This is a genomic window from Vreelandella sp. ssv, from assembly GCF_059448525.1.
Genome location: NZ_CM182545.1, coordinates 2,884,071 through 2,907,502, shown reverse-complemented (window position 1 = coordinate 2,907,502; position 23,432 = coordinate 2,884,071). Strand labels below are relative to the sequence as shown.

The following is a 23,432-nucleotide window of genomic DNA, read 5'->3' as shown; positions in this document are numbered from 1 at the left end:
TTGGCATTCGCTTGACCCAACGCAATGGCCCGCGTTCTATAAAGAACGCGGGCCATTTTTCTACTGGCGAGCACTAAGGCTCAGCTTTTTACTTCACGTTTGCGGCGCGGCGCAACAACGCCGGGTAACAGCATCAAGCCAGCCAGTAGCCAGGCGGGCCAACTGCCTGAACGGGTAAACGGTGTCAAACCTTCCATGGCGTAGAATTCACCGGTTATCAGAGTCGTTTCGAACTGCGGTGCGCGCTCCACGATGTGACCATTGGGATCGATAATCGCGGTAATGCCGTTACTGGTGGCGCGCACGACATAACGCCCATTCTCAAGCGCCCGTAGGCGTGCCATCTGAAGATGCTGATGGGGCCCGATAGACGCGCCAAACCAAGTGTCATTGGATACCGTCATAATGACACCGCTGTCTTGGGCGCGGCGAGCGACGAGTTGTGGGTAAATAATCTCATAGCAAATGGCATTGCCAATATTAATCCCGGCAGCTTGCATCGGTATTTGCTCATGCTCACCTTTGGTAAAGGTCGACATGGGAAGATCAAAAAAATCGATCGCCCCACGTAACACACTTTCCAACGGCAGGTACTCCCCGAAGGGCACTAGGTGCTCTTTCTGGTAGCTTCCCTCTACATTGCCAACGCCAATCACGCTATTGAAGTAACGCTCTTGTTCGTCGCGCTGAACAATGCCGGTCAGCAGGGCGACATCGGGCGGTAGGTTCGCTTGCACGCGTTCCAGGACCGGGCGTGCCTGGGTTTCCATCATTGGCAGAGCGGTCTCAGGCCAGATGATCAGGTCAACTGAGTCGGCGACTTCACGGGTGAGTTCGCTATAGGTGTTCGCCGCCGCGCGTTGCCCTTCTGGCGTCCACTTCAATAGCTGAGGCAGATTGCCTTGCAGTAGAGCCACCCGGGTAGGTTCGCTGACGGGGGTGGTCCACTGCTGCGGCAATGCCAATGGAATTAACCAAATAGCGGCTAGAGGGGCGAGTGCCCACCATTGACGGCGGAGTAGCTCTGCAGCGAAGGTGCCGCTAAGCGCTACCAGTAATGAAAGCAGGTAAACACCACCAACGGGCGCCCAGGCGGCCAGCGGCGAGTCGACGTAGCCAGAGCCCAGCAGTAGCCATGGAAAGCCGGTAAATAGGTAGGTACGCAATACCTCGCCCAATACCCAGGCACCGGCAAAGCTAATAAACGCAAACCGCGCGGAGGTGAAGCGGCGGTATAGCCAAAAAGTACCGGCAAAAAAGAGCGCTAAAATCGTCACGAACAGGGCGGTGAGGAAAACGGCTAACGGGACGCCGGTATAGCCATAGTCGTGGATAGAGACATAGACCCAGGAGGTGCCGCTGGCGAACAGTGCCACACCGTATAACCAGCCCTTCAAGGCCGCCTGGGCGGGAGTTAAGGTGTGCAGGCCGACGTAGAGCAAGCCTATTGCCACCGGGCCCAGCCACCAAAGCTCAAAAGGAGAAGCCGTAAGAGTGGTAAAACCGCCTGCCACCAGGGCAGCAAGCAGCTGTAACAAAAACGCGGGGGGTAAACCCATAGCGATAAACCTATCGTCGGTTAAGGTCGAGGATGTGCAGAGAGAGAATTGACTAGCGCAGCCTAATCGCGAGTGTCTTCCTGGTCTTCATCTTTCTCTTTTTCATCTTCACTACGAGTGTCGCGATAGGCTTCGAGCAGACGAATACGCCGAGTATCGGCATTAAGAATGACAAAGCGCCAACCGCCTAGAATGGTGTGTTCACCGCGCCGAGGTAGATGGCCAAATTGCTGCATCACGAGGCCGCCAACGGTATCGAACTCGTCGTCGGAGAACTCAGTGTCGAAGCGTTCGTTAAAGTCTTCGATGGGGGTTAACGCGCGAATGGCATAGCGGCCGTTTTCAATCTCACGGATATCGTCCTCTTCATCGGTATCATGCTCATCTTCGATGTCACCGACGATCTGCTCAAGAATATCTTCGATGGTGATAATGCCTGCGGTGCCGCCATACTCGTCAACGACAACCGCCATATGATTGTGCGTATCACGAAACTCTTTAAGCAGGCTGTTTAGACGTTTTGATTCAGGGATAAACATCGCCGGGCGCAAGATGTCATCAAGCTTAAAAGCATCTCGCTGTGCCTGGGTTTGGGAGAGCAGTGGTAAGAGGTCTTTTACCAGTAGAATGCCTTTTACATCATCCAGGTTTTCGCCAATCACCGGGTAACGGGAGTGGCCGGTCTCCTGAATAAGGGGCAAATAGCCATCGCTTGTTTGGTCAAGCGCAATGGCCGACACCTGGGAGCGCGGTATCAATACTTCCCGAACCTGCTGATCGCTGATTTCAAGCGCGCCTTCGATGATCATGATGGCGTCTTGATCCAGCTTCAATTTCCCTGCGGTATGGCGTAAAAACGTCATCAGCTCATCCCGTGAGCTGGGTTCGTCATTGTCTCCGGAAAGGGCGCCAAAGAGTTTCTCGAGCCAGGATTTTTGATTAGGGTTGCTCGATCGGTCTTCGCTCATGCGTCAATTCTCTCGTTTGCTGGCAGTCAGTTGCTATGTGTTAGCTACGTCGTCAGGTAGCTGTTTTATCACTGAAGCGGGGCATAGTACCAGATTCATTGTTACGTGAATTAACGCAACCATCGTCGAATAATCAAGACGTAAGCGTTTAGGCGTCATCACCATCGGGTGCTTGGAGGCTATCGGAGTAGGGATCGGGAATATTCAGCTCGGCCAACAGCTCACGTTCGAACTGCTCCATCTCCTCAGCTTCTTCATCATCAATATGATCGTAGCCCATTAAATGCAAGATGCCATGCACGACCATATGCGCATAGTGATGCTCAAGCGGTTTGCCTTGCTCGCTGGCTTCATGAGCCACCACTGCATGACAAATCACCAAGTCGCCGAGTAGGGGCAAATCGACACCCGGAGGGCTTTCAAACGGAAATGACAGCACGTTGGTGGTTTTATCTTTGTCGCGGTAATCGCGATTAAGCGTTTGGCTTTCACGCTCATCCACAAACCGGATCGTCACTTCGTGGCGCTGATCTTCAGGGTGGTGTGCAAAAACACAGCCCACCCAGTGGGTGAGCTGTGTCAAAGAGGGCAGGAGGGGTTCGTCGATCGCTGCCTGTCGGTCAACGATGAGCCCATCTACACTGGCTTCGCTCATCGCGAACCATCCCACGAGCCTTCACGCGACTGCATGCGGGCATCGCGCTCCTGCTGGCGCACTTCGCGGCGGGCACGCTCTTCAACTTCCTGCTGGGATTCAAACATGTCGTAGGCTTCAATAATGCGTTGAACCAGCGGGTGACGTACCACATCTTTGGCGGCAAAATGCGTGACACCAATCCCCGGCGTGTCTTTTAGTACGTCGAGCACCTGAATTAGCCCTGAGCGTTGCCCCTTAGGTAGATCGACCTGGGTGACATCGCCGGTAATCACGGCGGTAGAGCCAAAGCCTATCCGGGTAAGAAACATTTTCATCTGTTCCGGGGTGGTGTTCTGACTCTCATCCAAAATGATATAGGAGTTATTGAGCGTACGACCGCGCATATAGGCCAGCGGGGCAATCTCAATCACCTGACGTTCAATCAGTTTCGCCACTTGCTCAAAACCGATCATCTCATACAGGGCGTCATACAGCGGGCGCAAATAAGGATCGATTTTCTGAGCTAAATCGCCAGGTAGAAAACCCAGCTTTTCACCCGCTTCAACGGCGGGACGCACCAGCAGAATACGCCGTACTTCCTGCTGATTGAGTGCTTCAACTGCGGCAGCGACCGCTAGGTAGGTTTTACCTGTGCCCGCAGGGCCAACGCCAAAATTAATATCGTGTTCGCGGATACTTGAAACGTAGCGTTGCTGATTTAGGCCGCGAGGTTTGATCATGGTACGCGGTGTGCGCATGATCACTTCGTCACTGCTGCCGCTACCTTCCTCTTCATCGTCTATCGCTTCAAGCCCCGACTCCTGCAAGAACAGGTGAACGGTATCAGCGTCTAACTCACTAGCCGCCGTTTCGCGGTAGAGGTGTTCCAACACATTCGCCGCTGCCTTAATGCGGTTGCCGGGGCCTGCCAATTGAAACACATTGCCCCGATTGCGCAGCGTCACTTCCAGGCGGCTTTCAATCAGCTTCAAATGCTCGTCCTGCTGGCCGCAAAGGCTAGCAAGGCGCTGCGGATCATTGGGTTCAAGGCTTAAGGTGATGATGCGATTGGCCTGAGGTGTTGGCTGGCTCAAGAGTGGGGGACCCCTCGTTAGTGTGTGTATCGTTCAGCTTACTGCCCCGACCCAGGCCGGGGCAATTACCTGTGTTAATTGTTGGGCTGAAAGAACGATTAATAGCGCTCGGGTGAGGCTAGTTCACCGCGCAGCGAGTTGGGGAATGCTTCGGTGATCTCGACATCGACAAAATAGCCGATCAGCTCGGTTGGGTTAGCGGCGCGGAAGTTAACCACGCGGTTATTCTCTGTCCGCCCTGAGAGCTGGCCGGGGTCACGAGGAGAAAAACCGTTCACCAGTACACGCTGAGTGCTGCCGACCATGCGGCGGCTAATTTGCGCGGTTTGCTGGATGATACGCTCTTGAAGGATCGCCAAGCGCTGCTTTTTAACGCTTTCTGGCGTTTCATCCAGCAGACCAGAGGCTGGGGTGCCAGGGCGTGCAGAGTAAACGAAGCTGAACGAGTGATCGAAGCCGATTTGGTGAATCAGGTTCATCGTGGCCTCAAAATCCTCTTCCGTCTCGCCGGGGAAGCCAATAATGAAGTCAGAAGAGAAGCTGATATCCGGGCGATTGGCGCGGATGCGCTCCATCTTCTCGATGTATTCGGCCGCCGTATGCCCGCGCTTCATGGCGGTAAGAATACGGTCGGAACCCGACTGCACCGGTAGGTGAAGGTGGCTGACCAGCTCAGGAATATCGGCAAAGGCGTCGACGAGGCTGTCGGTAAACTCCACCGGGTGCGAGGTGGTGAACCTGACGCGATCAATCCCATCGACCGCCGCTACGCAAGCAATCAGCTCGGCTAGGTCGATCTCATCGCCCAACTGGTTCTCACCGCGGTAAGCGTTGACATTCTGACCCAGCAAGTTAATTTCACGTACGCCCTGGTCAGACAAATGGATAACTTCATCCATGACGGCTTCAAAGGGGCGCGAAACCTCTTCACCACGGGTGTAGGGCACCACGCAGAAGGTGCAGTACTTGGAACAGCCTTCCATGATCGATACGAAGGCGGTGGCGCCATCGGAGCTAGGCTTAGGTAAATGGTCGAACTTTTCAATTTCAGGAAAAGTGACATCCACGGCGGCAATCTGATTGTTGCTGCGAGCATCCAGCATCGAAGGAACGCGATGAAGGGTTTGTGGCCCAAATACCATATCTACGTGCGGCGCCCGTTTGCGAATGGCTTCGCCTTCTTGACTTGCCACGCAGCCGCCAACGCCAATCACTAGATCGGGATTGGCATCCTTAAGTTTTTTCCAGCGTCCCAGCTGATGAAAAACTTTCTCCTGCGCTTTTTCCCGAATTGAGCAGGTGTTTAACAGAATGACATCGGCTTCACGCTCATTATCAGTGAGTTCGAGCTGGTGAGATTCGCCGAGTAGATCCGCCATGCGGGAGGAGTCGTACTCGTTCATTTGGCAGCCGTGCGTTTTGATGAAGAGCTTCTTCGCCATCGGTACCTGTCATCTATGAGTCGTCAAGGGACGAGGATGAATGGAGTGTTTTGTGCGGTTGGCCTTAAGTATGGTGCCAAGCCGTCATCATTAGTAGGCGCATTATACGGATTGAAGAAACCAGCGGCTAGCGTTCATCTATAATCGATACTTGACCCTCATCTTTCTATGGGTATACTACGCACCGTGTTTGAGCAGTTCCTCGATAGCTCAGTTGGTAGAGCAAATGACTGTTAATCATTGGGTCGCAGGTTCGAGTCCTGCTCGAGGAGCCAATCGCATTGTTAATGTCTATTAGCAATCTGGCTTCGCTTAACACACCACAACTTAAAATGTTCCTCGATAGCTCAGTTGGTAGAGCAAATGACTGTTAATCATTGGGTCGCAGGTTCGAGTCCTGCTCGAGGAGCCAAGTTGAAAAGTTATTATGACCGCTTTAACTATCTTTTTCGGTTGCCCGTTTAGGTAGCGCACGATTCCTCGATAGCTCAGTTGGTAGAGCAAATGACTGTTAATCATTGGGTCGCAGGTTCGAGTCCTGCTCGAGGAGCCAACTAATTCCCTCCTATTTGCTTTTCAGTAGCGACATGTTTGTTGTGCGTTAATTGAAGCGCTTGTCTCCTTTGCTCTATCTGTAGTCGTATCCAACGCCCGCTAATACTTCGGCGTCTTTTTCGTGTCTGACGTTTCTAGCCCGTTAAACACTGGATATAGTGGCGCTTACCGTCAACCGCTTTAGTGACGTAAACTATTTTGATAATCCATTGGTTTGGGAAATTTATGGTGGGCTACGTCACTGCGCCCCAGGCGCTGCAGGTATTTAAGTGTTTAAGCGATGAAACGCGTTTGATGCTGGTGCTATTGATTGCTCAAGAGCAGGAGCTTTGCGTATGTGAAATGACCCATGCGCTGCAGGAGTCGCAGCCAAAAGTGTCGCGGCATTTGGCTCAGTTACGCCAATGTGGGCTGCTTAGCGACCAGCGGGAAGGGCAGTGGGTCTACTATCGTCTTGCCCCTAGGTTGCCTGCCTGGACCCACGATATTGTTCGAGCGGGTGCTCAAGGCAGTGCTGCTCAGCTAGCGGCACTTTCGCAGCGCTTAACCCGCATGGGTGATCGGCCTGCTCGTCTTGCGGCGCTTTGCTGAAGGGGCAAACTAAAACGCCGACCCCTATGAGGAGGCCGGCGTGGATCTTTTACTCGAGCAGATTAGCGTTTAGCCGCTAACCGTTGCGTCTCTTGGAGATGCGCATAATCGAGTAGGATTTCAGCGGATTCCAGCACGTGGGCACGTTCCACGGCCATTGCTTCATCCTCTTCGCTTTCTTCACCATCTTGTGGCGTTTCAGCGTCGTCTAGGCCTTCTGAGATGCCCTCCGTACCTTCTGTGCGGGCATCCATCCATTCGTCCAGTTCATCGAGGCCCAGCGCTCGGCGACGTTGGTTTTCCAGGGAGAGCTGTTCGGCTTCCTGGGCTTCCATTTCGCGCTGACGCTGTTCGCGATTTAAGCTCACGCTGGTGTGCTGCTCGCGTAGCTGACGGGCAAGCGTGGACTGGCGTTCTAGATAGCGGAAATTGGCATTATCCTGTGCACGTGCATCGTGCTGGGCAATGAGTTTATCCAGCACGTTTTCAGGCTCGCCGTAGCGACGGTACTGAACATTTTGAACGGTATCCCACGCCAGTGCATTATCCAGGCTGCTTTCGCCAATACGTTCTGGGTCGATTAAACTGGGGAAGTTGATGTCCGGCTCTACGCCCCGGTTCTGCGTGCTATCGCCAGAAATACGGTAGAACTTGGCACGGGTTAGCTTGATCTGACCATGGCTCAGCTCGTTAAGCGTCTGCACGGTGCCTTTGCCAAACGTTGGCGTACCTAGTACCAAGCCACGGCCGTAGTCCTGAATCGCGCCCGCAAAGATTTCCGAGGCGGAGGCGGAGAGGCGATTCACCAAGACGCCTAATGGACCGTCATAAAGCGTGCCTGCTTCGCTGTCGCCATAGAGCTGAATACGTCCCTGGGCGTCGCGCACCTGTACGGTGGGGCCGCGGTCAATAAACAGGCCGATGAGCGAGTTAGCTTCCTGAAGAGCACCGCCGCCGTTGTTGCGCAGGTCAAGCACGATACCTTCTACGCCCTCTTCTTTCAGGCGCTCGACTTCTTTGGCGACATCGCGCGTGGTGCTGCGATACTCCTCTTCTCCGGCTTGCCAGGCGTCGAAATCAACGTAGAACGTGGGAACATTGATCACGCCAAGACGGTGAGGTTCGCCGTCGCGTTCCACTTCAATCACTTCGCCGTGGGCGGCCTGATCTTCAAGGCTTACGGTATCGCGGGTGATTTCGATGATTTGCGAGCGGGTCGTATCGACCGCTTGGGCAGGCACTACATCCAGGCGAACAATAGAGCCTTTGGGCCCGCGAATCAGGTCTACTACATTGTCTAGGCGCATGCCGACCACATTGACCATGTCGCCATCTTCCTGGCCAACCGCAATGATCCGGTCTGCGGGTTCCAGTACGCCCGCGCGCTCTGCCGGGCCTCCGGAGACTAAGCTTGCGACTTTAACGTATTCGCCATCTGATTGAAGTAGGGCGCCGATCCCTTCAAGAGAAAGACTCATCTGGATATCAAATGACTCACCCTGGCGGGGAGAGAGGTAGCCGGTGTGCGGGTCAATGCTGCTTGTGACTGCTGCCATTAACACGCCAAAAACGTCTTCCGACTCGGTTTGCTCCAAGCGCGTCAGTTGACCTTCATAACGCTGGCGCAGATTGGTTTCAATCTGCTCATTATCCTGATCGGTTAAGGCAAGCGTTAGGGCGTCATTTTTGAGTCGCTTGCGCCATAGTTCATCGAGCTCACTTTGCCGCGAAGCCCATGGGGACTCCTCGCGATCAATTTCTAAGCGTTCATTATTCTCGAAATTAAAATCAAGGCCTTCATCGAGCTGGGTAAGCAGTGACTCAAGGCGAGCGCGTTGCCGATCGCTAAACACATTATAGAGACCAAAGGCTTCATCCAGGTCGCCATTAAAAATGGCGTCTGACATATTAGTCTCTAAGTGGCGGTAGGGCTCGATATCACTGCGCAGCAGGTAGGCGCGCTGGCCGTCAAGAATATCCAAATAGCGTTGGAATGTATCTTGTGACCATGCTTCGTCAAAATTTATATCAGCATAGTGTCCGTAGCGGAGCGAGTCCGCGATTTCCACTGCCGCCTGGCGTTGTTGGTCTGTCGGCTCAAGTTGCGCTAAGGCGGCTGGGCTGGTAACAACCAGCATGACAGCCAGGGCGACCGAACGCGAAAGCGTTGCAAACAAGCTCATCAGTCAAGCTCTCCCGGATTTGTGTACACTCATTCTTCCCTAGACTCGCATATGACCCATGAGTTGCGTAGGTCGAGGGAGTATTGTAGCAGGTCGCCTGCGCTATGAGACTCAATCATTACTGTTACGAGGATTTCCATGTCCGAGACTTTCAACGCTGATCGTTTAACACGTCTATGCGATTTTCTGCGCCAATCACCGACCCCGTGGCACGCTGCGCTTAATATGGCCTCGCGATTGGAGCAAGCCGGTTTTCAGCGGCTGGAAGAAAAAGCGAACTGGCAGCTTACACCAGGCAAACGCTACTACGTTACCCGTAATGACTCAGCCATTATTGCGTTTCAACTGCCTGAGTCAAAATTATCTGAGCTACGCATGATTGGTGCTCATACCGATAGCCCTGGGCTGCATTTAAAGCCTAACGCTACTCAGCGCTCTGCTGGCTGGCTGCAGTTAGGTGTACAGGTATACGGCGGTGTACTGTTGGCGCCATGGTTTGACCGTGACCTAGGATTAGCCGGTCGTGTGCATGTGCGCCACGCCGATGGGCGTTTAGAGAGCGTGCTGCTCAATGTCGATCGCGCTATTGCCACCGTACCTAGCTTGGCTATTCACCTTGACCGGGATGTGAACAATGGTCGCCCGCTAAATCCGCAGACGCAAATGGCGCCTGTGTTGCTGCAGAGTGAAACAGCCACATTGCCTGAGCTGGTGGCGCAGTGGCTGAAAGAGCAGCACGGCCTGGGCAACGTTGAAATAGTGGATTTCGAGCTCGGTTTTTACGATGTTCAGCCACCCTCGCTGGTGGGCGTTAAGCAAGAACTAGTAGCGAGTGCTCGGCTGGATAACCTGCTTTCCTGCTTTATGGGGTTGGAAGCATTATTGGATAGCGATGGAAGTCAAGGTGCCGTGCTGGTGGCTAATGACCACGAGGAGGTCGGTAGTGCGAGCGCCTGTGGGGCTCAGGGACCCTTTCTGGCAGATGTGCTTAAGCGTATTAATAGCCAAGTGGGTGGGAAGAGCGGCGAGAAGGGCGGTGACGAGTCGCTGATCCAGCTGATCCAGTCGTCGTTAATGATCTCTTGCGATAATGCTCATGCGCTGCATCCTAACTTTCGTGACAAGCATGATGAGCGCCACGGCCCGGCGATTAACGGTGGTCCGGTCATCAAAGTGAATGCTAGCCAGCGTTACGCCACTAATAGTGTTACGGGCGCTTTTTTCCGGGATGTCTGTCGTGAAGCGGATGTGCCGGTACAGTCGTTTGTAACGCGTGCGGATATGGGGTGTGGCAGCACAATAGGCCCGATTACCGCGACAGAATTAGGTGTGCCGACCATTGATGTGGGCGTGCCCCAGTGGGCGATGCACTCAATTCGAGAAACCGCAGGCACTAAAGATGTCGAGTACCTAACTCGCGCCCTGACGCTATTTTTAAACCGCCCGACGTTAAGCTAATCACTGAATCTAATTGAGTAAAGCAAAAAGCCCGCTGACATGAGTCAGCGGGCTTTTTTATAAGCTTTGGTGGCTACGCCCTGATTTGAACAGGGGACCCCATCATTATGAGTGATGTGCTCTAACCAGCTGAGCTACGTAGCCTTTCAACGGGGGCGAATGATACTGATAAATCCGCTGCCCGTCAATTTTTTATTGCTGGACTTGCCAACTACACGTTAAAACGGAAGTGCACCACGTCGCCATCTTTGACAATGTATTCCTTGCCTTCCAGGCGCCATTTGCCAGCATCTTTGGCTCCCTGCTCGCCACCTAGCGATACAAAATCGTCGTAGGCGACAACTTCAGCACGGATAAAACCTTTCTGGAAATCAGTGTGGATCACGCCAGCGGCTTCTGGAGCCGTTGCACCCTCTTTTACTGTCCAAGCGCGAACTTCTTTAACACCGGCAGTGAAGTAGGTTTGTAGACCCAGTAGCGAGTATCCTGCGCGAATGACTCGGTCAAGGCCCGGCTCATCCATGCCCATCTCGCTCAGAAACATGGAGCGTTCTTCATCATCCAACTCGGCGATTTCAGCTTCCAGTTGATTGCACACGGGCACTACCAGCGCGCCTTCTTCTGCGGCAATTTCATTAACAATATCCAGGTAGGGATTGTTTTCGAAACCGTCTTCATTGACGTTAGCGATGTACATGGTGGGCTTCAGGGTCAAAAAGCCGAAGCTCTTCACCTGGCGCTGCTCTTCCTCGCTCAAACCAAAGCTGCGCAGCGGCAAGCCCTCTGCAACGTGGGGCTGAATACGATCAAGAATCGCCTTAGTGGCAATAGCGTCTTTATCGCCGCCTTTTACCGAACGAACCAGGCGTTGACTGGCTTTTTCGACGGTATCCAGGTCGGCCAGCGCCAACTCTAAATTGATCGTTTCGATGTCCGCACGAGGATCGACCTGATTGGCTACGTGGATAACATTGTCGTTATCGAAGCAGCGCACCACGTGGGCAATTGCCTGGGTTTCACGGATGTTAGCCAGAAATTTGTTGCCCAAGCCTTCGCCTTTGGAAGCGCCAGCGACCAAGCCCGCGATATCAACGAACTCCATGGTGGTCGGCAGCACTTTTTGCGGTTTGACGATCTCGGCAAGCTTATCAAGACGCGGGTCGGGCATCGGAACAATACCGACGTTCGGCTCAATGGTGCAGAAGGGGAAGTTTTCTGCATCGATGCCTGACTTCGTCAGCGCATTAAATAGTGTCGACTTGCCGACGTTGGGCAGACCGACGATGCCGCAATTAAAACCCATAAAATGTTCCTGAAAAAAGATGGTAGGGCGTAAAAGTAACCGCCATTCTACGAGATGCGCTAGCCGTCAGCCACCGGTAGCACTCGCCAGCTTTCGAATGAGTCTACTCTGGCTTGAGGCTGTGTAACTGGTTCATGGCTTTGGCCCAGTCACCTGCGAGCGCTAGCGGAAGTGTGGCGATGCACTCATCCAGGGCGCGAACAATGGCTTCGTGTTCGGTCTTGCCGGGGCGCCCTAGTACATAATTAGTAACCTGACGAGCTTCACCGGGGTGGCCAATGCCAATCCGTACTCGGTGAAACTGCTTCTGACCGCCTAATGCACTGATAATATCGCGCAGGCCGTTGTGACCACCGTGCCCACCGCCAGTTTTGTAGCGTGCCTGGCCGGGAGGAAGGTCAAGTTCATCATGGGCGACCAGCAAGTTTTCAGGAGCCAGTTTGAAAAATTGACTTAAGGCTGCCACCGCGGCACCACTGCGGTTCATAAAGGTGGCGGGGTTGAGTAGGTGCAGCTCATGGTCACCTAGGCGTACTTTGGCGTAGTGGCCGAAAAATTTCTTTTCCGGGCGTAGCTCCGCATGGGCGCTATGCGCAATGGCGTCTACTAGCCAGAAGCCGGCGTTATGGCGCGTGGCGTCGTACTCCGCGCCGGGGTTACCTAATCCAATAATGGCTGTTACCTGGCTCATCTTCGCACCTCATGCAAAATATCTGGAAGACCAAACTGTCCAGAAGGCATTGTTGACGCCGCGCCAGCGTCGGGCCTAAAAAAAATCAAGCGCCGAGGCGCTTGATTCTAACATCATGTCAGCATCACGAGGGCCATGCAGGCATGGCCCTCTGAGAATGCTTAACGGGACTGCTTACTCGGCGCTGGTGTCTTCTTCGCCTTCGCTTTCACCTTCTTCATCATCTTCTTCAAGACGCTCTTTCATCTTGGTGACGTTGAGAATGGCGTTGTCGTGATCTTCGCCGTGAGACAGGTCAACAGATGTGACGCCAGCCGGCAGTGCAAGATCAGACAGGTGCAGCGTGGTGCCAATTTCAACACCAGAGATGTCGATTTCCAAGTAATCAGGCAGGTCTTTCGGCAAGCAGCTGATCGCAACTTCGTTGGCCAGTACGTGCAGTTCACCGCCTTGGTCTTTAATGCCTACGCACGCTTCTTCGCCCGTTACGTGCAGTGGCACGTTCATGGTGATTTCGTGAGTTGCATCAACGCGCAGGAAGTCGGCGTGGGTCAGCAGCGGCTTGAACGGGTGACGCTGCAGGTCACGAACAACCACTTGCTCTTCTTTACCTTCAATCATCAGTTTGATGACCGAGGAGAAGAAAGACTCGTCTTCAATCGCCTTGTAGAAAGCGGTTTTTTCGACAGAGATAGACTGCGCGCCTTTTTCGCCACCGTATACAACGGCAGGTACTTGCTGGTTCGCACGACGCAGGCGGCGGCTCGCACCTTTCCCCAGGTCGTTACGAACGCTGGCTTTTAGGATAAAATCAGACATGGAATTGCCTCTTAGTTTAAGTAAGGAAGACGCCGCCGACCGCGACCAGACGTCGACGTTTCCGTGGCCCCAAAAGGGGGCTGTATCGTCAGCCGATTAATGGAACATCGCGCTGACAGATTCTTCGTTGCTGACCCGACGAATCGCTTCTGCGATCAGACCGGCAACGCTCAACTGGCGAATTTTACCGCTTCGACGTGCAACGTCAGAGAGCGGGATGGTGTCGGTCACCACCACTTCATCCAGTACGGAGTTGGTAATGTTATCAACCGCTGGACCGGATAAAATCGGATGCGTTGCATAAGCCACGACGCGCTTGGCGCCGTGATCTTTGAGCGCTTCACCGGCTTTGCATAGCGTGCCTGCGGTGTCGATCATATCGTCGACCACGACACAGGTGCGGCCTTCAATTTCACCAATGATATGCATCACCTGGGCTTGGTTAGCCTGGGGGCGACGCTTATCGATAATGGCGAGATCGGCATTCAGCTGTTTGGCAATAGCGCGGGCGCGAACAACGCCGCCTACATCAGGAGAAACCACGACGAGGTCGCTGTAATTCTGACGCTCGATATCATCCAGCAGGATGGGTGAACCGTAGACGTTATCGACCGGAACATCAAAGAAGCCTTGGATCTGATCAGCGTGCAGATCCATGGTCATCACGCGGTCAACGCCTGCTTTAACCATCATGTCCGCCACTACTTTGGCGGAAATCGGCACCCGTGCGGAGCGCACGCGGCGATCCTGGCGGGCATAGCCAAAGTAGGGCAGTACCGCGGTAATGCGAGTTGCCGAGGCGCGACGCAGTGCGTCGACCATCAAAATCAACTCCATCAAATTGTCATTCGTCGGTGCACAGGTGGATTGCAGGATGAAAACATCCTTACCGCGCACGTTCTCATTGATCTCGACTGCAATTTCACCGTCGCTGAATTGACCCACCGTAGCGTTGCCCATACGGCTGTCTAAGCTCTCGGCAATTTTTTGAGCGAGTGCGGGATTAGCATTCCCGGCGAAAACCATCAATTTTGACACGCGCAGCCACCTTTGCAGTGTTGGGAATCAGGGGTAAAAACGCAGGCCATTGTTGGGTTGGCTGGGGTACCAGGATTCGAACCTGGGAATGCCGCTACCAAAAAGCGGTGCCTTACCACTTGGCGATACCCCAGCAATAACCTAACGCGCTGACCGGGCGCTTTTAGCTGCCCAGAGCGGGACTATAAATAGCCCAGAGCATCATGTAGGGGGGAGGTGTTGAGCCCGCGTGCTACCCATGTCGGCCAATGTTGAGCCGCTAGTTGCGCGATGGCTTGTGCCGATTGCTGAGTCTCAAAAGCAGCAAACACACAAGCGCCCGTGCCGGTCAACCGACTAGGTGCGTGCTGTGCCAGCCAGTGAAGGGCTTCCGCAATTGGCGGATAGCGCTTCTTTACTACGGCTTCACAGTCGTTGCGCCACTCCGGCGCTCCCCCCTGCAGTGCGCGCGCCATAGTAATGGGGCGGCTGTCACGTGTCAATTGCGGGTCTTGGAAGACCCCCGGCGTAGAAACGTTTATGCCTGGGTGGATAATGACGAACCAGGGGGTATCAAGTGTCACTGCGGTAAGCTGCTCGCCTACCCCTTCAGCCCAAGCACTATGGCCGTAGATAAACACAGGGACATCGGCACCCAGCTGGAGCCCTAGATGTGCTAATTCATCAAATGGCAGGTTGAGCTGCCACAGGTGATTAAGGCCAAGAAGAGTGGTGGCCGCGTTTGAGCTGCCGCCGCCCAAGCCGCCTCCCATAGGCAATTGCTTGTCGATAGCCAGCGTAGCGCCTAGCGGGGTACGGCTGTGATGCTGAAGCAGACGCGCGGCGCGAACGATCAGGTTGTCATCGTGATGGACACCTTCGATAGCACCGGTTAGTTGGATTACGCCGTCATCCCGGGAAGCCAGTGTCAGGTGATCATTAAGATCGATGAACTGAAAGAGTGTTTGCAGCGTGTGGTAGCCGTCTTCTCGACGGCCCACGATATGCAACATGCGGTTAAGTTTGGCCGGTGCTGGAAGCGTTAATGGCGCGTTCATTGAAACGGTTACCTTTACTCTTCGCTAGCTTGCCACTGGTTGACGACCAACGTAATGCGTACATCGTCGTAATTCATGACCATGCGCCGTGGCAGCCATAAATCGTCGACTCTCTCCCAGTCGCGGTAGTCGATTTCCCAGCCGTCTTGGACAAGATGGCTCGGGAAGCCAAACTCATCGGTTTCTAACTGGAAACTATCATGGTCACCGGGTAGTCCGCGTACCCAGTCAGGCATAGCGCTCACAGGAAGCGCCCAGCCAAGCTGTTCCTGCATCAACGCTTCTGGGGTTTCTGCTTCAAAACGCCCTTCGCTGTTCGACAGGGAAAAGCGCCCCTCGCGACCTTCAAGCACATTGCGCCCGCCGCCAAACGGGCCACTGATCAGCATGCGGAAATAGTAGGGGGTTTGATTCCAGTCCAGGTTGGCGCTGACATTCTCTTCAGAGGTTCGCAAGCCCGCTTTGCCGACCAGTGTCCAGGTGTCGAATGCTTCAACCTCAGCCAATTGGCGCTCCCACTGGCCTGCTTGACGGCCGCTTTCATCTACGGGGGCCTGGGATGCACACCCTGCGAGTAGTAATAGGGCAATGCCCGCAGCCCAAAGGCGTGAAGAGTGGCGCGCTAGTGACCAGCGCGGTGAGGGGGACGTCAGTGTCAACATAAACAGGCTCCATGTTTGGTGTGTCGGCGCAAGGGTAACATGATTGGTGCACATAATAAGGCGGTTTGCAGGGTTAGGGGGCCCCTGGTGGCGTTAGTTCAGGATAGCGTTCCAGTAAGTCGTCAATCTGCGGATGCAGGTTGGTTCGTTGCATAATTTGCTGGATCAATCGTCGTGCTTCCTCGTCGCGCCCCAAGGCCTGCAATACTTCGGCAAGGTGCGCGGCAACTTCTTGATCAGGTAGCTGTATGTAGGCACTTTCAAGCCAGAGAAGTGCTTCATCAGGCTGTCCAAGCCGAAAATACACCCAGCCCATACTATCGAGTACGGCAGGATTGTCAGGGTCGGCTTCGTAGGCGCGCTCGATAAGCTCAAAAGCCTCTTGTAAACGGTCTGGTAAATCAAGGTCTGCCAGCGTATACCCTAGCGCATTGAGCGCTTCTGAATTGTTGGGATCGGTGCGAAGAATCTGGCGTAAATCTTGCTCCATTCCCGCAATGTTACTTTCTGCCCAGCGGCGCATGGCGCGCATATAAAGCAGCGAGGCATCATCGGGCGTACGGCTAATTTCGCGATCCAGTAGCGCATTTGCATCCGCCGGTTGGTTTATCTCGTCCAGAAGTTGAACTTCGAGGATTACCAGTTCGGTAAAGTAACTGTCATAGCGCATGCGCTCAATGCGCAGAAACGCCCGGGCATCTAGTAGGCGATCTTCCTTGATCAACATTTGCGCGGCCGCCGCACGAGCAGGCAAGAATTCATCACCCTCGCTGACTTGACGGTAATAAAGCAGCGCGTTATCGGTATCGTTTTGTGCTTGGGTAATAGCGCCCAGTAGGTAATAGGCAAGATTCGGCACATCAGATTGACCGATTAGCGGCTGAAGCAAGCGTTTAGCGGGTTCGGGGTGTCCCTCCTCCAAGTAGAGCTGAGCCAGCGATAAGCGCAGATCCTGGTTGCCACCATGGCTTTCTAGCAACGCATTGGTTTGTATCTCGGCAGCACTAATGTTGTTAAGGCGAATTTCTGCTTGCGCGAGTAGTAAGATAAATCGTACATCATCGGGTGCAAGTTCCAGGCCTTGCCGTGCCGCACGTTGAGCGGTCGGGTAATCTTCAACCTCTAGCGCAAGGCGGGCTCTCACCAGCCATAAAGCGGCAGATTCAGGGTCGAGTAGCTCAACTTGATCCAGCCGTCGCTGGGCAAGCGCTGTGTCGCCAAGCGCTGCCTCTATTAAGGCTGTGCCTAGCAATACATCGCTATGGTGTTCCAACTGGTCAGCGTTGGGTCGAGCTAGGTGCTCGCGGAGTTGTTGAGCAATTAACGTGAGTGGCGCTTCCTCAGCTACCGCAATCTCTGCAAAAGCGGTCAAGTCGCCATGACCGCCTGCTTCAGCAATATCAAGACGCTGCTCAAGGCTGTCGAGCCAATCACCCCGCTGTAGGGAAAATGCCGCCAGTAAGCGATTGGGCGCTTCTGCCTGGGGAGCTAGCTCACGCCAACGTAGTGCTGAAGCCTCAATCAATGAAGCTTCATTGCCAAAGCGGGCAGCGAAGGTCGCGCGCTCGGCAAGCGCTGGCTCTTGGTAGCGTTGCGCCGCCTCCAGATATCCCTGGCTTGCCGAGCGATAATCGCCGCGCTGGCCAGCAAGTTCAGCGCTGAGCAGCGTGCTGAGCCCAGCGGCATCTAGCCCACGGGTAATCGGAGGCGCTTCGCGCATCGGGTCGTCGGCCCAAGCGCCAAGAGGACCATGTTGCGGGCTAGAGGTGGATTGGCAGCCGCTCAACAGCAGCGCAGCAGCGGCCACGGGTAGCAGCGTTGATTGCCTTAAAGCCAAGCCCGAGAATGAAAAGCTCGGTAGTGTGAAGCCCAAAACAGTAGAGCCCAGAAGTGTAGAACGAGGTCGCATGCGTCTCTCGATTAAGTGGCCGATTGCTCAGCATAGCGGCTTGCATGCCTGCGGCAAAGTGGTGTGGGCCAGATGATAGCCTGCTGTGATAGAATGTTCCTCCTTGAAAAAGTGGCCTGCAATCTTTATGCATACTTATATGCACCGCTTGAGCCACCCCTAAGACTTGTTATAGCAAGCCCTAATTGACGGTGCGGCCGCTTAAGATCGGCGGTCGGCGAAAGTCCGACACACTAGCGAAGACGCATAACGCATGACGCTTCTTGCCCTGGGAATAAATCATCGTACCGCCAGCGTGGCCGTGCGTGAGCAGGTAGCTTTTTCACCCGCGCAGCTTGAAACCGCGCTGGATGAATTGCGTAACCTGCCACAAATCAGTGAAGCCGCGGTGCTATCGACCTGCAACCGCACGGAGCTTTATTGCGTCACGGATGCTGCTGGCGAACAGGCGGTATTGAATTGGCTCGGACGCTTCCATAACTTGCGCGTCGATGAGCTGACTCGCTGTGCCTATCATTATTTAGACAACGATGCGGCGCGCCATTTAATGCGCGTGGCGGTGGGTCTGGACTCTATGGTGCTGGGCGAACCGCAGATACTGGGTCAATTGAAAGATGCTTACCAACAGGCCAGGCAGTCAAAAGGCTTGGGTGGTGAGCTAGAGCGCCTGTTTCAGCATACCTTTGCGGTGGCCAAGCAGGTACGTACCGAAACGGGTATCGGTAAAAATCCAGTGTCAGTAGCCTACGCGGCGGTCAGTATGGCCAGCCGTATTTTTGATGATTTTAGCCGTTCACGCGCACTACTAATTGGCGCTGGTGAAACCATTGAACTGGTCGCCCGTCATTTACACGAAGCAGGCGTTCGCCAGCTTACCGTCGCCAATCGCACCCGTGAGCGCGCCGAATTAGTGGCAGGCCCCTTGGGTGGTACGGCGATTACCCTGCAGGAAATTCCTGACGCCCTGGAGCATGCCGATATCGTTATCTCGTCCACCGCGGCTCCGCTACCTATTCTCGGTAAAGGTATGGTGGAGCGGGCGCTCAAGAAACGCCGCCACAGGCCGGTGTTTATGGTCGATATTGCCGTCCCGCGGGACATCGAACCCGAAGTGGGCGAGCTGGCTGATGTATTCCTTTATACCGTTGACGATCTAGAAGAGGTGATTCAAGAGAATCGCCGCCATCGTCAAGTCGCCGCCGATCAAGCTGAGTCGCTGATTGAACACGGGGTGGGCAGTTGGCAGCATGAGCGACGCATTCGCAACGGCGGAGAGTTGATTCGCGACTATCGTCAGCATGGCGAAGCGCTGCGTGATCTTTCACGCGATCAAGCGTTAGAGCGGCTGGCGCGTGGTGAAGATCCTGCTAAAGTCATTGAGCGCTTGGCGCATCAGTTGACCAACCGCCTGCTGCACCAGCCGACTCAAGCCATACGTGATGCTGCATCAGCAGAGCATCACGACTTGCTGAATGCCGCACCGCGCCTGCTGCTGCCAATAAAACCAGCCTTTGAAACCACGCCTGCGCCCCCGGCTAACCGCCAGAAGGATGATACGCCCGCATGAAAGAGACTTTGCGCCAACGCTTAGACAGCTTTACAGAACGTTTTGAAGAGCTGGCGATGCTGCTGTCAGATCCTGAAGTGATCAATAACCAGCAGCGTTTTCGCGACTACTCACGTGAATATTCTGAGCTGGAAGAGCTAGTGGCAGCTTGGCAGCGTTATCGTGATATCGAAACCAATATGGATGAAGCCGAGCAGCTTAGCCGCGATAGCGACGCTGATATGCGTGAACTGGCAGAGATGGAGCTTAGCGAAGGGCGCGAAAAATTAGCCGAGCTAGATACCGAGCTTAAACGTCTATTGGTACCCAAAGACCCCGATGATGGGCGTGGGGTGTTTTTAGAAGTTCGTGCCGGTACGGGGGGTGACGAGGCCGCCATCTTTGCTGGTGATCTGTTTCGTATGTATTCACGCTATGCGGAAAAGCGCGGCTGGCGGGTCGAGATTGTTAGCGCTAGCCATGGCGAGCAGGGTGGTTACAAAGAGATTATTTCCCGTGTCAAAGGCGATGGTGTTTATGCCCAACTGAAGTTCGAGTCTGGCGCCCACCGAGTTCAGCGCGTACCTGCGACCGAATCACAGGGCCGCATTCACACGTCTGCCTGCACCGTTGCGGTCATGCCTGAAGTCGATGATGTGGGGGACATCGATATCAACCCGACCGATTTGCGCGTGGATACTTACCGTTCCAGCGGTGCTGGTGGTCAGCACGTTAACACCACCGATTCCGCGATCCGCATTACTCACCTGCCGACTGGTGTGGTAGTGGAGTGTCAGGAAGAGCGTAGCCAGCACAAAAACCGCGCCAAGGCGATGTCGCTGCTGGCAGCGAAGCTTAAACGCAACGCGGTGGATTCCCAGCGTCAGGAGCAGGCTGATGCCCGCCGCTCGCTGGTGGGCTCAGGGGATCGTAGCGAACGTATCCGCACCTACAACTTCCCGCAGGGCAGGATTACCGACCATCGCATTAACTTGACCCTGTACAAACTGAATGAAGTGGTCAGCGGCGAGCAGTTGGACGACGTGATTAATCCGCTGATTCACGAGTACCAAGCGGAACAGCTTTCAGCCCTTCAGGACGCCTGATGTCGCTTGATGCGCTGCTGAAGCAGGCTGCCCAGCGGTTGCACGCAGCGGGGTCTATCTCACCGCGTGTGGATGCTGAAGTCCTGATGTGTCATGTCCTCAAGCGAGATCGTACCTGGCTTTACACTTGGGGGGATAAAGCGTGCCCCCTATGGGAGCAGGCCCGCTTCGATGCGTTAGTTGCCGCACGTGCCCAGGGAACGCCGGTAGCTTATCTTACCGGTGAGCGCGAATTTTGGGGCCTGCGTTTAGAGACCTCTCCCAATACGTTAATTCCCCGTCCCGATACTGAAACATTAGTCGAGCTTGCGCTTAGTCGAGCGACGCTTCCTGCTGGTCGACTGCTTGACCTTGGAACAGGCACAGGAGCTATTGCGCTGGCGTTTGCCAGTGAGCAGCCCTGCTGGAAAGTGCTAGGTGTGGACGTGCGTAATGAGGCGGTTGAGCTGGCAGCCAGAAACGCGAAAGCGTTGGGCGTGATGAATGCGCAATTTTTGCAGAGTGATTGGTTCGGCGCGCTGGAAAGCTATGCTGAGGCCGATATGCTTTTCGATATTATCGTTAGTAACCCGCCTTATATTGCGGCCGATGACCCTCATCTTGCTGAAGGCGATGTGCGCTTTGAACCTCTTTCGGCGCTGGTTGCAAACGCTGATGGCATGGCGGATTTGTTGCACCTGGTGCAGTCCGCTCGACACTATTTAACAGCGTCCGGCTGGCTGCTTCTTGAGCACGGCTATGCCCAAGCGGAAAAGGTACGCATGGCATTGAGCAGCGCTGGCTATCAGAACGTTGAAAGTGTTCGTGACCTGGGAGGGCATGAACGGGTTACCCTAGGGCACCTTTAATAACTGCCTGATTCATCAGTATTGGATCCTGCCATGAAACCTAAAAATAGAACGCTGGACCGTATCGACCTTAAAATCCTGCGCTGCCTGCAGGAAAATGCGCGTATTTCGTATGTTGATTTAGCCTCGGAAGTGGGCTTATCCACAACCCCTTGTCTCGAGCGTGTCAAGCGCTTGGAGAAGGCTGGCATTATCCGTGGCTATCAGGCGATTCTCGACCCGCGTGCCTTGAAGGCCAATTTATTAGTCTTTGTCGAAATCAGTTTAGAAACGCAATCGCCCGCCGTCTTTGATGAATTCCGCCGCGCGGTCGAGAAGCTCCCACAGATTCAAGAGTGTCATTTAGTATCAGGTCAGTTCGACTATATTTTGAAGTGCCGTATCCCTGAAATGGCCGCCTATCGGCAGCTGTTGGGCGATGTAGTGTTAACGCTTCCCGGAGTGAAAGAGTCGAAAAGCTATGTGGTGATGGAAGAGGTGAAAGAGAGTTCCAATTTGCACATTCCCGCCTTCGAGGAATTTGAGGATAAGTAAGAAAATGATGGATGATCAGGCGCTGCTGCGCTATAGCCGTCAAATCATGCTGCCCGAAGTGGATATCGAGGGCCAAGAGCGCCTGCAGTCTGCTCACGCACTGATTATTGGTGCAGGTGGCTTGGGTTCGCCGGCGGCGCTTTATTTAGCTGCAGCGGGGGTAGGGCATATTACGATAGCCGATGCCGACCATGTCGAGCTTTCCAATCTTCAGCGCCAAATAGCACATCAGCAGGAAAGCTTGGGTTTAAACAAGGCGCTCTCAGCCCAGGCCAGCATGCAGGCACTTAATCCGCATTGTGAGATCGTGGCGTTAGACCAGCATGTAGAAGGTGAAGAGCTGGAGCGCTTAGTGGCGTCAGCGAATGTGGTGCTGGACTGTACGGATCGCTTCTCAAGCCGTTATGCGGTGAACGCAGCGTCGCAAAAGGCCGGGGTACCACTGATTTCCGGCGCCGCCATTCGTTTTTCAGGACAGCTGGCCGTCTTTGATCCCCGAAATGCGATTTGCCCCTGCTATGCCTGCCTGTACCCACCAGATGAGAGTGGCGACGAAGCCCTTAGTTGTGCAGAAAGTGGGGTCATGGCGCCACTGGTAGGCTTGATAGGCTGCTTTCAGGCAGTAGAAGCATTTAAGCTGCTAAGCGGCGCAGGCACTGCCCACCAGGGGTTATCTACGTTTGATGGGCTCAGTGGTCAATGGCGACATTTTCAAGTCCCCCGCGATCCCGCCTGTAGCGTATGTGCTCAATACCATTAGGCGTGCAAATAACAATAGGGCTGCTATCCTCCGTTTAAACTTCAGTTTGATCGTGCTGGACAGCTTGATTCTTAGTAGCAACAGGTTTGTTAGTAGTCGATTTTTGAGGAGCAGCAGCGTCGGTGTTGTTCAGAGGAGATGACTGTTTAGCGCTGGCTGACACATCGTTAAAAGCAGTTTTTAATATCTCATTATTAGGGTTCATATCGATGCTGCCGTGAAAAACGCTACCATCTTCCAGCACCAGGGATGGAGCAACAATCGCGCCTGAAACTTGGGCTCCCTTGTGAATGGTTGCTCTATGAAGTGCCACTAAGTTCCCTTTTACCTCGCCCGATACATGCAGTGTGTGAGCATAGACATCGCCCTTAATCCGGCTATTAGTGCCTAGCGTCACCGTGTGCTGTTTGCATGTGATAATGCCGCTGACGCGTCCTTCTACCGTCAAATCTTCATCACTATTAATATCGCCTTCCACTTGTGTGTTGCTACCGATGACCGAGAGGCTTGAACGCGCACTATTACCTGACGAGAGCGAAGGTGCTGAACGCGGCTCGGTAGCGATCAGCGTCGCAGATTTATTCTCTGGCGGGGCATTCTTAGCTTTATTAAACATCGGTTGACTCCAGTTGAAAGTCGTCAGAGCGTCTTACTAGGCGCACGTTAGTCTAAACATTCATCTAATACTTTAA

General features: G+C 54.2%; 21 protein-coding genes and 5 tRNA genes. 10 read left to right on the top strand and 16 right to left on the bottom strand.

Annotated elements, in window-relative coordinates:
• Positions 1–80: 80 nt before the first annotated feature.
• The 5 genes from lnt to miaB all read right to left on the bottom strand — a co-directional run bounded on the left by lnt (position 81) and on the right by miaB (position 5,700).
• Positions 81–1,559, bottom strand: a complete 1,479-nt coding sequence (gene lnt, locus AC5TBW_RS13275; protein WP_495509013.1) for an apolipoprotein N-acyltransferase — start codon at positions 1,557–1,559, stop codon at positions 81–83.
• A gap of 62 nt (positions 1,560–1,621) precedes the next feature.
• Positions 1,622–2,527: a CorC family transporter gene (locus tag AC5TBW_RS13270; RefSeq protein WP_495509012.1), complete on the bottom strand. Its 906-nt coding sequence runs from the start codon at positions 2,525–2,527 to the stop codon at positions 1,622–1,624.
• 148 nt (positions 2,528–2,675) lie between these two features.
• Complete coding sequence (gene ybeY / locus AC5TBW_RS13265) at positions 2,676–3,182, bottom strand: rRNA maturation RNase YbeY (RefSeq protein ID WP_495509011.1); 507 nt, start codon at positions 3,180–3,182, stop codon at positions 2,676–2,678.
• Positions 3,179–4,258, bottom strand: a complete 1,080-nt coding sequence (locus AC5TBW_RS13260; protein WP_495509010.1) for a PhoH family protein — start codon at positions 4,256–4,258, stop codon at positions 3,179–3,181. The genes ybeY and AC5TBW_RS13260 overlap by 4 nt, the downstream gene beginning before the upstream one ends.
• 98 nt (positions 4,259–4,356) lie before the next feature.
• On the bottom strand, positions 4,357–5,700 hold the full coding sequence (miaB, locus tag AC5TBW_RS13255) for a tRNA (N6-isopentenyl adenosine(37)-C2)-methylthiotransferase MiaB (RefSeq protein ID WP_495509009.1): 1,344 nt from the start codon (positions 5,698–5,700) through the stop codon (positions 4,357–4,359).
• A 199-nt stretch (positions 5,701–5,899) separates the two neighbouring features.
• Between miaB and AC5TBW_RS13250 the strand changes: the two genes are divergently transcribed.
• The 4 genes from AC5TBW_RS13250 to AC5TBW_RS13235 all read left to right on the top strand — a co-directional run bounded on the left by AC5TBW_RS13250 (position 5,900) and on the right by AC5TBW_RS13235 (position 6,846).
• A tRNA-Asn gene (locus tag AC5TBW_RS13250) sits at positions 5,900–5,975 on the top strand.
• 61 nt (positions 5,976–6,036) lie between these two features.
• Positions 6,037–6,112 (top strand) — tRNA-Asn (locus AC5TBW_RS13245).
• A gap of 65 nt (positions 6,113–6,177) precedes the next feature.
• A tRNA-Asn gene (locus tag AC5TBW_RS13240) sits at positions 6,178–6,253 on the top strand.
• Positions 6,254–6,480: 227 nt separating this feature from the next.
• Complete coding sequence (locus AC5TBW_RS13235; RefSeq protein ID WP_495509008.1) at positions 6,481–6,846, top strand: metalloregulator ArsR/SmtB family transcription factor; 366 nt, start codon at positions 6,481–6,483, stop codon at positions 6,844–6,846.
• A 62-nt stretch (positions 6,847–6,908) separates the two neighbouring features.
• On the opposite strand, the gene AC5TBW_RS13230 is transcribed toward AC5TBW_RS13235, so the two are convergent.
• Entirely contained in the window at positions 6,909–9,029 is a 2,121-nt protein-coding gene (locus AC5TBW_RS13230; protein WP_495509007.1) for a carboxy terminal-processing peptidase, read from the bottom strand.
• A gap of 138 nt (positions 9,030–9,167) precedes the next feature.
• Between AC5TBW_RS13230 and AC5TBW_RS13225 the strand changes: the two genes are divergently transcribed.
• Positions 9,168–10,487, top strand: a complete 1,320-nt coding sequence (locus AC5TBW_RS13225) for a M18 family aminopeptidase (protein WP_495509006.1) — start codon at positions 9,168–9,170, stop codon at positions 10,485–10,487.
• 67 nt (positions 10,488–10,554) lie between these two features.
• Here the strand turns inward: AC5TBW_RS13225 and AC5TBW_RS13220 are convergent.
• The 9 genes from AC5TBW_RS13220 to AC5TBW_RS13180 all read right to left on the bottom strand — a co-directional run bounded on the left by AC5TBW_RS13220 (position 10,555) and on the right by AC5TBW_RS13180 (position 17,946).
• Positions 10,555–10,631, bottom strand: a tRNA-Met gene (locus AC5TBW_RS13220).
• A 67-nt stretch (positions 10,632–10,698) separates the two neighbouring features.
• A complete protein-coding gene (gene ychF / locus AC5TBW_RS13215) occupies positions 10,699–11,790 on the bottom strand; it encodes a redox-regulated ATPase YchF (protein ID WP_007113453.1) in 1,092 nt (363 codons plus the stop codon).
• Positions 11,791–11,893: 103 nt separating this feature from the next.
• Positions 11,894–12,481 (bottom strand): aminoacyl-tRNA hydrolase, encoded by a 588-nt coding sequence (gene pth, locus AC5TBW_RS13210; protein WP_495509005.1) that lies wholly within the window; start codon positions 12,479–12,481, stop codon positions 11,894–11,896.
• A gap of 174 nt (positions 12,482–12,655) precedes the next feature.
• Complete coding sequence (locus AC5TBW_RS13205; protein WP_495509004.1) at positions 12,656–13,300, bottom strand: 50S ribosomal protein L25/general stress protein Ctc; 645 nt, start codon at positions 13,298–13,300, stop codon at positions 12,656–12,658.
• A gap of 96 nt (positions 13,301–13,396) precedes the next feature.
• Positions 13,397–14,338 (bottom strand): ribose-phosphate pyrophosphokinase, encoded by a 942-nt coding sequence (locus AC5TBW_RS13200; RefSeq protein WP_009287569.1) that lies wholly within the window; start codon positions 14,336–14,338, stop codon positions 13,397–13,399.
• Positions 14,339–14,396: 58 nt separating this feature from the next.
• Positions 14,397–14,471: transfer RNA gene (locus AC5TBW_RS13195), tRNA-Gln, on the bottom strand.
• 49 nt (positions 14,472–14,520) lie between these two features.
• On the bottom strand, positions 14,521–15,375 hold the full coding sequence (ispE, locus tag AC5TBW_RS13190; RefSeq protein ID WP_495509003.1) for a 4-(cytidine 5'-diphospho)-2-C-methyl-D-erythritol kinase: 855 nt from the start codon (positions 15,373–15,375) through the stop codon (positions 14,521–14,523).
• Positions 15,376–15,389: 14 nt separating this feature from the next.
• Entirely contained in the window at positions 15,390–16,037 is a 648-nt protein-coding gene (lolB, locus tag AC5TBW_RS13185) for a lipoprotein insertase outer membrane protein LolB (RefSeq protein WP_495509002.1), read from the bottom strand.
• Between the two features lie 73 nt (positions 16,038–16,110).
• Positions 16,111–17,946 (bottom strand): tetratricopeptide repeat protein, encoded by a 1,836-nt coding sequence (locus tag AC5TBW_RS13180; RefSeq protein ID WP_495509001.1) that lies wholly within the window; start codon positions 17,944–17,946, stop codon positions 16,111–16,113.
• 253 nt (positions 17,947–18,199) lie between these two features.
• On the opposite strand from AC5TBW_RS13180, the gene hemA reads away from it, so the two are divergent.
• Genes hemA through AC5TBW_RS13155 form a run of 5 tightly spaced genes read left to right on the top strand, consistent with a single transcriptional unit; the run spans position 18,200 to position 22,740 of the window.
• Positions 18,200–19,513, top strand: coding sequence for a glutamyl-tRNA reductase (gene hemA / locus AC5TBW_RS13175; RefSeq protein ID WP_495509000.1), 1,314 nt, complete (start codon positions 18,200–18,202; stop codon positions 19,511–19,513).
• The gene (gene prfA / locus AC5TBW_RS13170; RefSeq protein ID WP_495508999.1) at positions 19,510–20,598 is read left to right on the top strand and encodes a peptide chain release factor 1; all 1,089 of its coding nucleotides are present in this window, start codon (positions 19,510–19,512) and stop codon (positions 20,596–20,598) included. The genes hemA and prfA overlap by 4 nt, the downstream gene beginning before the upstream one ends.
• Positions 20,598–21,446, top strand: coding sequence for a peptide chain release factor N(5)-glutamine methyltransferase (gene prmC, locus AC5TBW_RS13165; protein ID WP_495508998.1), 849 nt, complete (start codon positions 20,598–20,600; stop codon positions 21,444–21,446). The genes prfA and prmC overlap by 1 nt, the downstream gene beginning before the upstream one ends.
• A 33-nt stretch (positions 21,447–21,479) precedes the next feature.
• Positions 21,480–21,980, top strand: coding sequence for an Lrp/AsnC ligand binding domain-containing protein (locus AC5TBW_RS13160; RefSeq protein WP_495508997.1), 501 nt, complete (start codon positions 21,480–21,482; stop codon positions 21,978–21,980).
• A gap of 4 nt (positions 21,981–21,984) precedes the next feature.
• Entirely contained in the window at positions 21,985–22,740 is a 756-nt protein-coding gene (locus tag AC5TBW_RS13155) for a HesA/MoeB/ThiF family protein (protein WP_495508996.1), read from the top strand.
• Positions 22,741–22,774: 34 nt separating this feature from the next.
• Here AC5TBW_RS13155 and AC5TBW_RS13150 read toward each other — a convergent pair whose 3' ends face one another.
• Positions 22,775–23,356 (bottom strand): bactofilin family protein, encoded by a 582-nt coding sequence (locus tag AC5TBW_RS13150; RefSeq protein WP_495508995.1) that lies wholly within the window; start codon positions 23,354–23,356, stop codon positions 22,775–22,777.
• Between the last annotated feature and the right edge of the window lie 76 nt (positions 23,357–23,432).

What these genes read in the sequence shown, in the direction of transcription:
- lnt (WP_495509013.1), bottom strand. Translation starts at nt 1,559, where the DNA reads ATGGGTTTACCCCCCGCGTTTTTGTTACAGCTGCTTGCTGCCCTGGTG.
- AC5TBW_RS13270 (WP_495509012.1), bottom strand. Translation starts at nt 2,527, where the DNA reads ATGAGCGAAGACCGATCGAGCAACCCTAATCAAAAATCCTGGCTCGAG.
- ybeY (WP_495509011.1), bottom strand. Translation starts at nt 3,182, where the DNA reads ATGAGCGAAGCCAGTGTAGATGGGCTCATCGTTGACCGACAGGCAGCG.
- miaB (WP_495509009.1), bottom strand. Translation starts at nt 5,700, where the DNA reads ATGGCGAAGAAGCTCTTCATCAAAACGCACGGCTGCCAAATGAACGAG.
- AC5TBW_RS13235 (WP_495509008.1), top strand. Translation starts at nt 6,481, where the DNA reads ATGGTGGGCTACGTCACTGCGCCCCAGGCGCTGCAGGTATTTAAGTGT.
- AC5TBW_RS13230 (WP_495509007.1), bottom strand. Translation starts at nt 9,029, where the DNA reads ATGAGCTTGTTTGCAACGCTTTCGCGTTCGGTCGCCCTGGCTGTCATG.
- AC5TBW_RS13225 (WP_495509006.1), top strand. Translation starts at nt 9,168, where the DNA reads ATGTCCGAGACTTTCAACGCTGATCGTTTAACACGTCTATGCGATTTT.
- ychF (WP_007113453.1), bottom strand. Translation starts at nt 11,790, where the DNA reads ATGGGTTTTAATTGCGGCATCGTCGGTCTGCCCAACGTCGGCAAGTCG.
- pth (WP_495509005.1), bottom strand. Translation starts at nt 12,481, where the DNA reads ATGAGCCAGGTAACAGCCATTATTGGATTAGGTAACCCCGGCGCGGAG.
- AC5TBW_RS13205 (WP_495509004.1), bottom strand. Translation starts at nt 13,300, where the DNA reads ATGTCTGATTTTATCCTAAAAGCCAGCGTTCGTAACGACCTGGGGAAA.
- ispE (WP_495509003.1), bottom strand. Translation starts at nt 15,375, where the DNA reads ATGAACGCGCCATTAACGCTTCCAGCACCGGCCAAACTTAACCGCATG.
- lolB (WP_495509002.1), bottom strand. Translation starts at nt 16,037, where the DNA reads ATGTTGACACTGACGTCCCCCTCACCGCGCTGGTCACTAGCGCGCCAC.
- AC5TBW_RS13180 (WP_495509001.1), bottom strand. Translation starts at nt 17,946, where the DNA reads ATGCGACCTCGTTCTACACTTCTGGGCTCTACTGTTTTGGGCTTCACA.
- hemA (WP_495509000.1), top strand. Translation starts at nt 18,200, where the DNA reads ATGACGCTTCTTGCCCTGGGAATAAATCATCGTACCGCCAGCGTGGCC.
- prfA (WP_495508999.1), top strand. Translation starts at nt 19,510, where the DNA reads ATGAAAGAGACTTTGCGCCAACGCTTAGACAGCTTTACAGAACGTTTT.
- prmC (WP_495508998.1), top strand. Translation starts at nt 20,598, where the DNA reads ATGTCGCTTGATGCGCTGCTGAAGCAGGCTGCCCAGCGGTTGCACGCA.
- AC5TBW_RS13160 (WP_495508997.1), top strand. Translation starts at nt 21,480, where the DNA reads ATGAAACCTAAAAATAGAACGCTGGACCGTATCGACCTTAAAATCCTG.
- AC5TBW_RS13155 (WP_495508996.1), top strand. Translation starts at nt 21,985, where the DNA reads ATGATGGATGATCAGGCGCTGCTGCGCTATAGCCGTCAAATCATGCTG.
- AC5TBW_RS13150 (WP_495508995.1), bottom strand. Translation starts at nt 23,356, where the DNA reads ATGTTTAATAAAGCTAAGAATGCCCCGCCAGAGAATAAATCTGCGACG.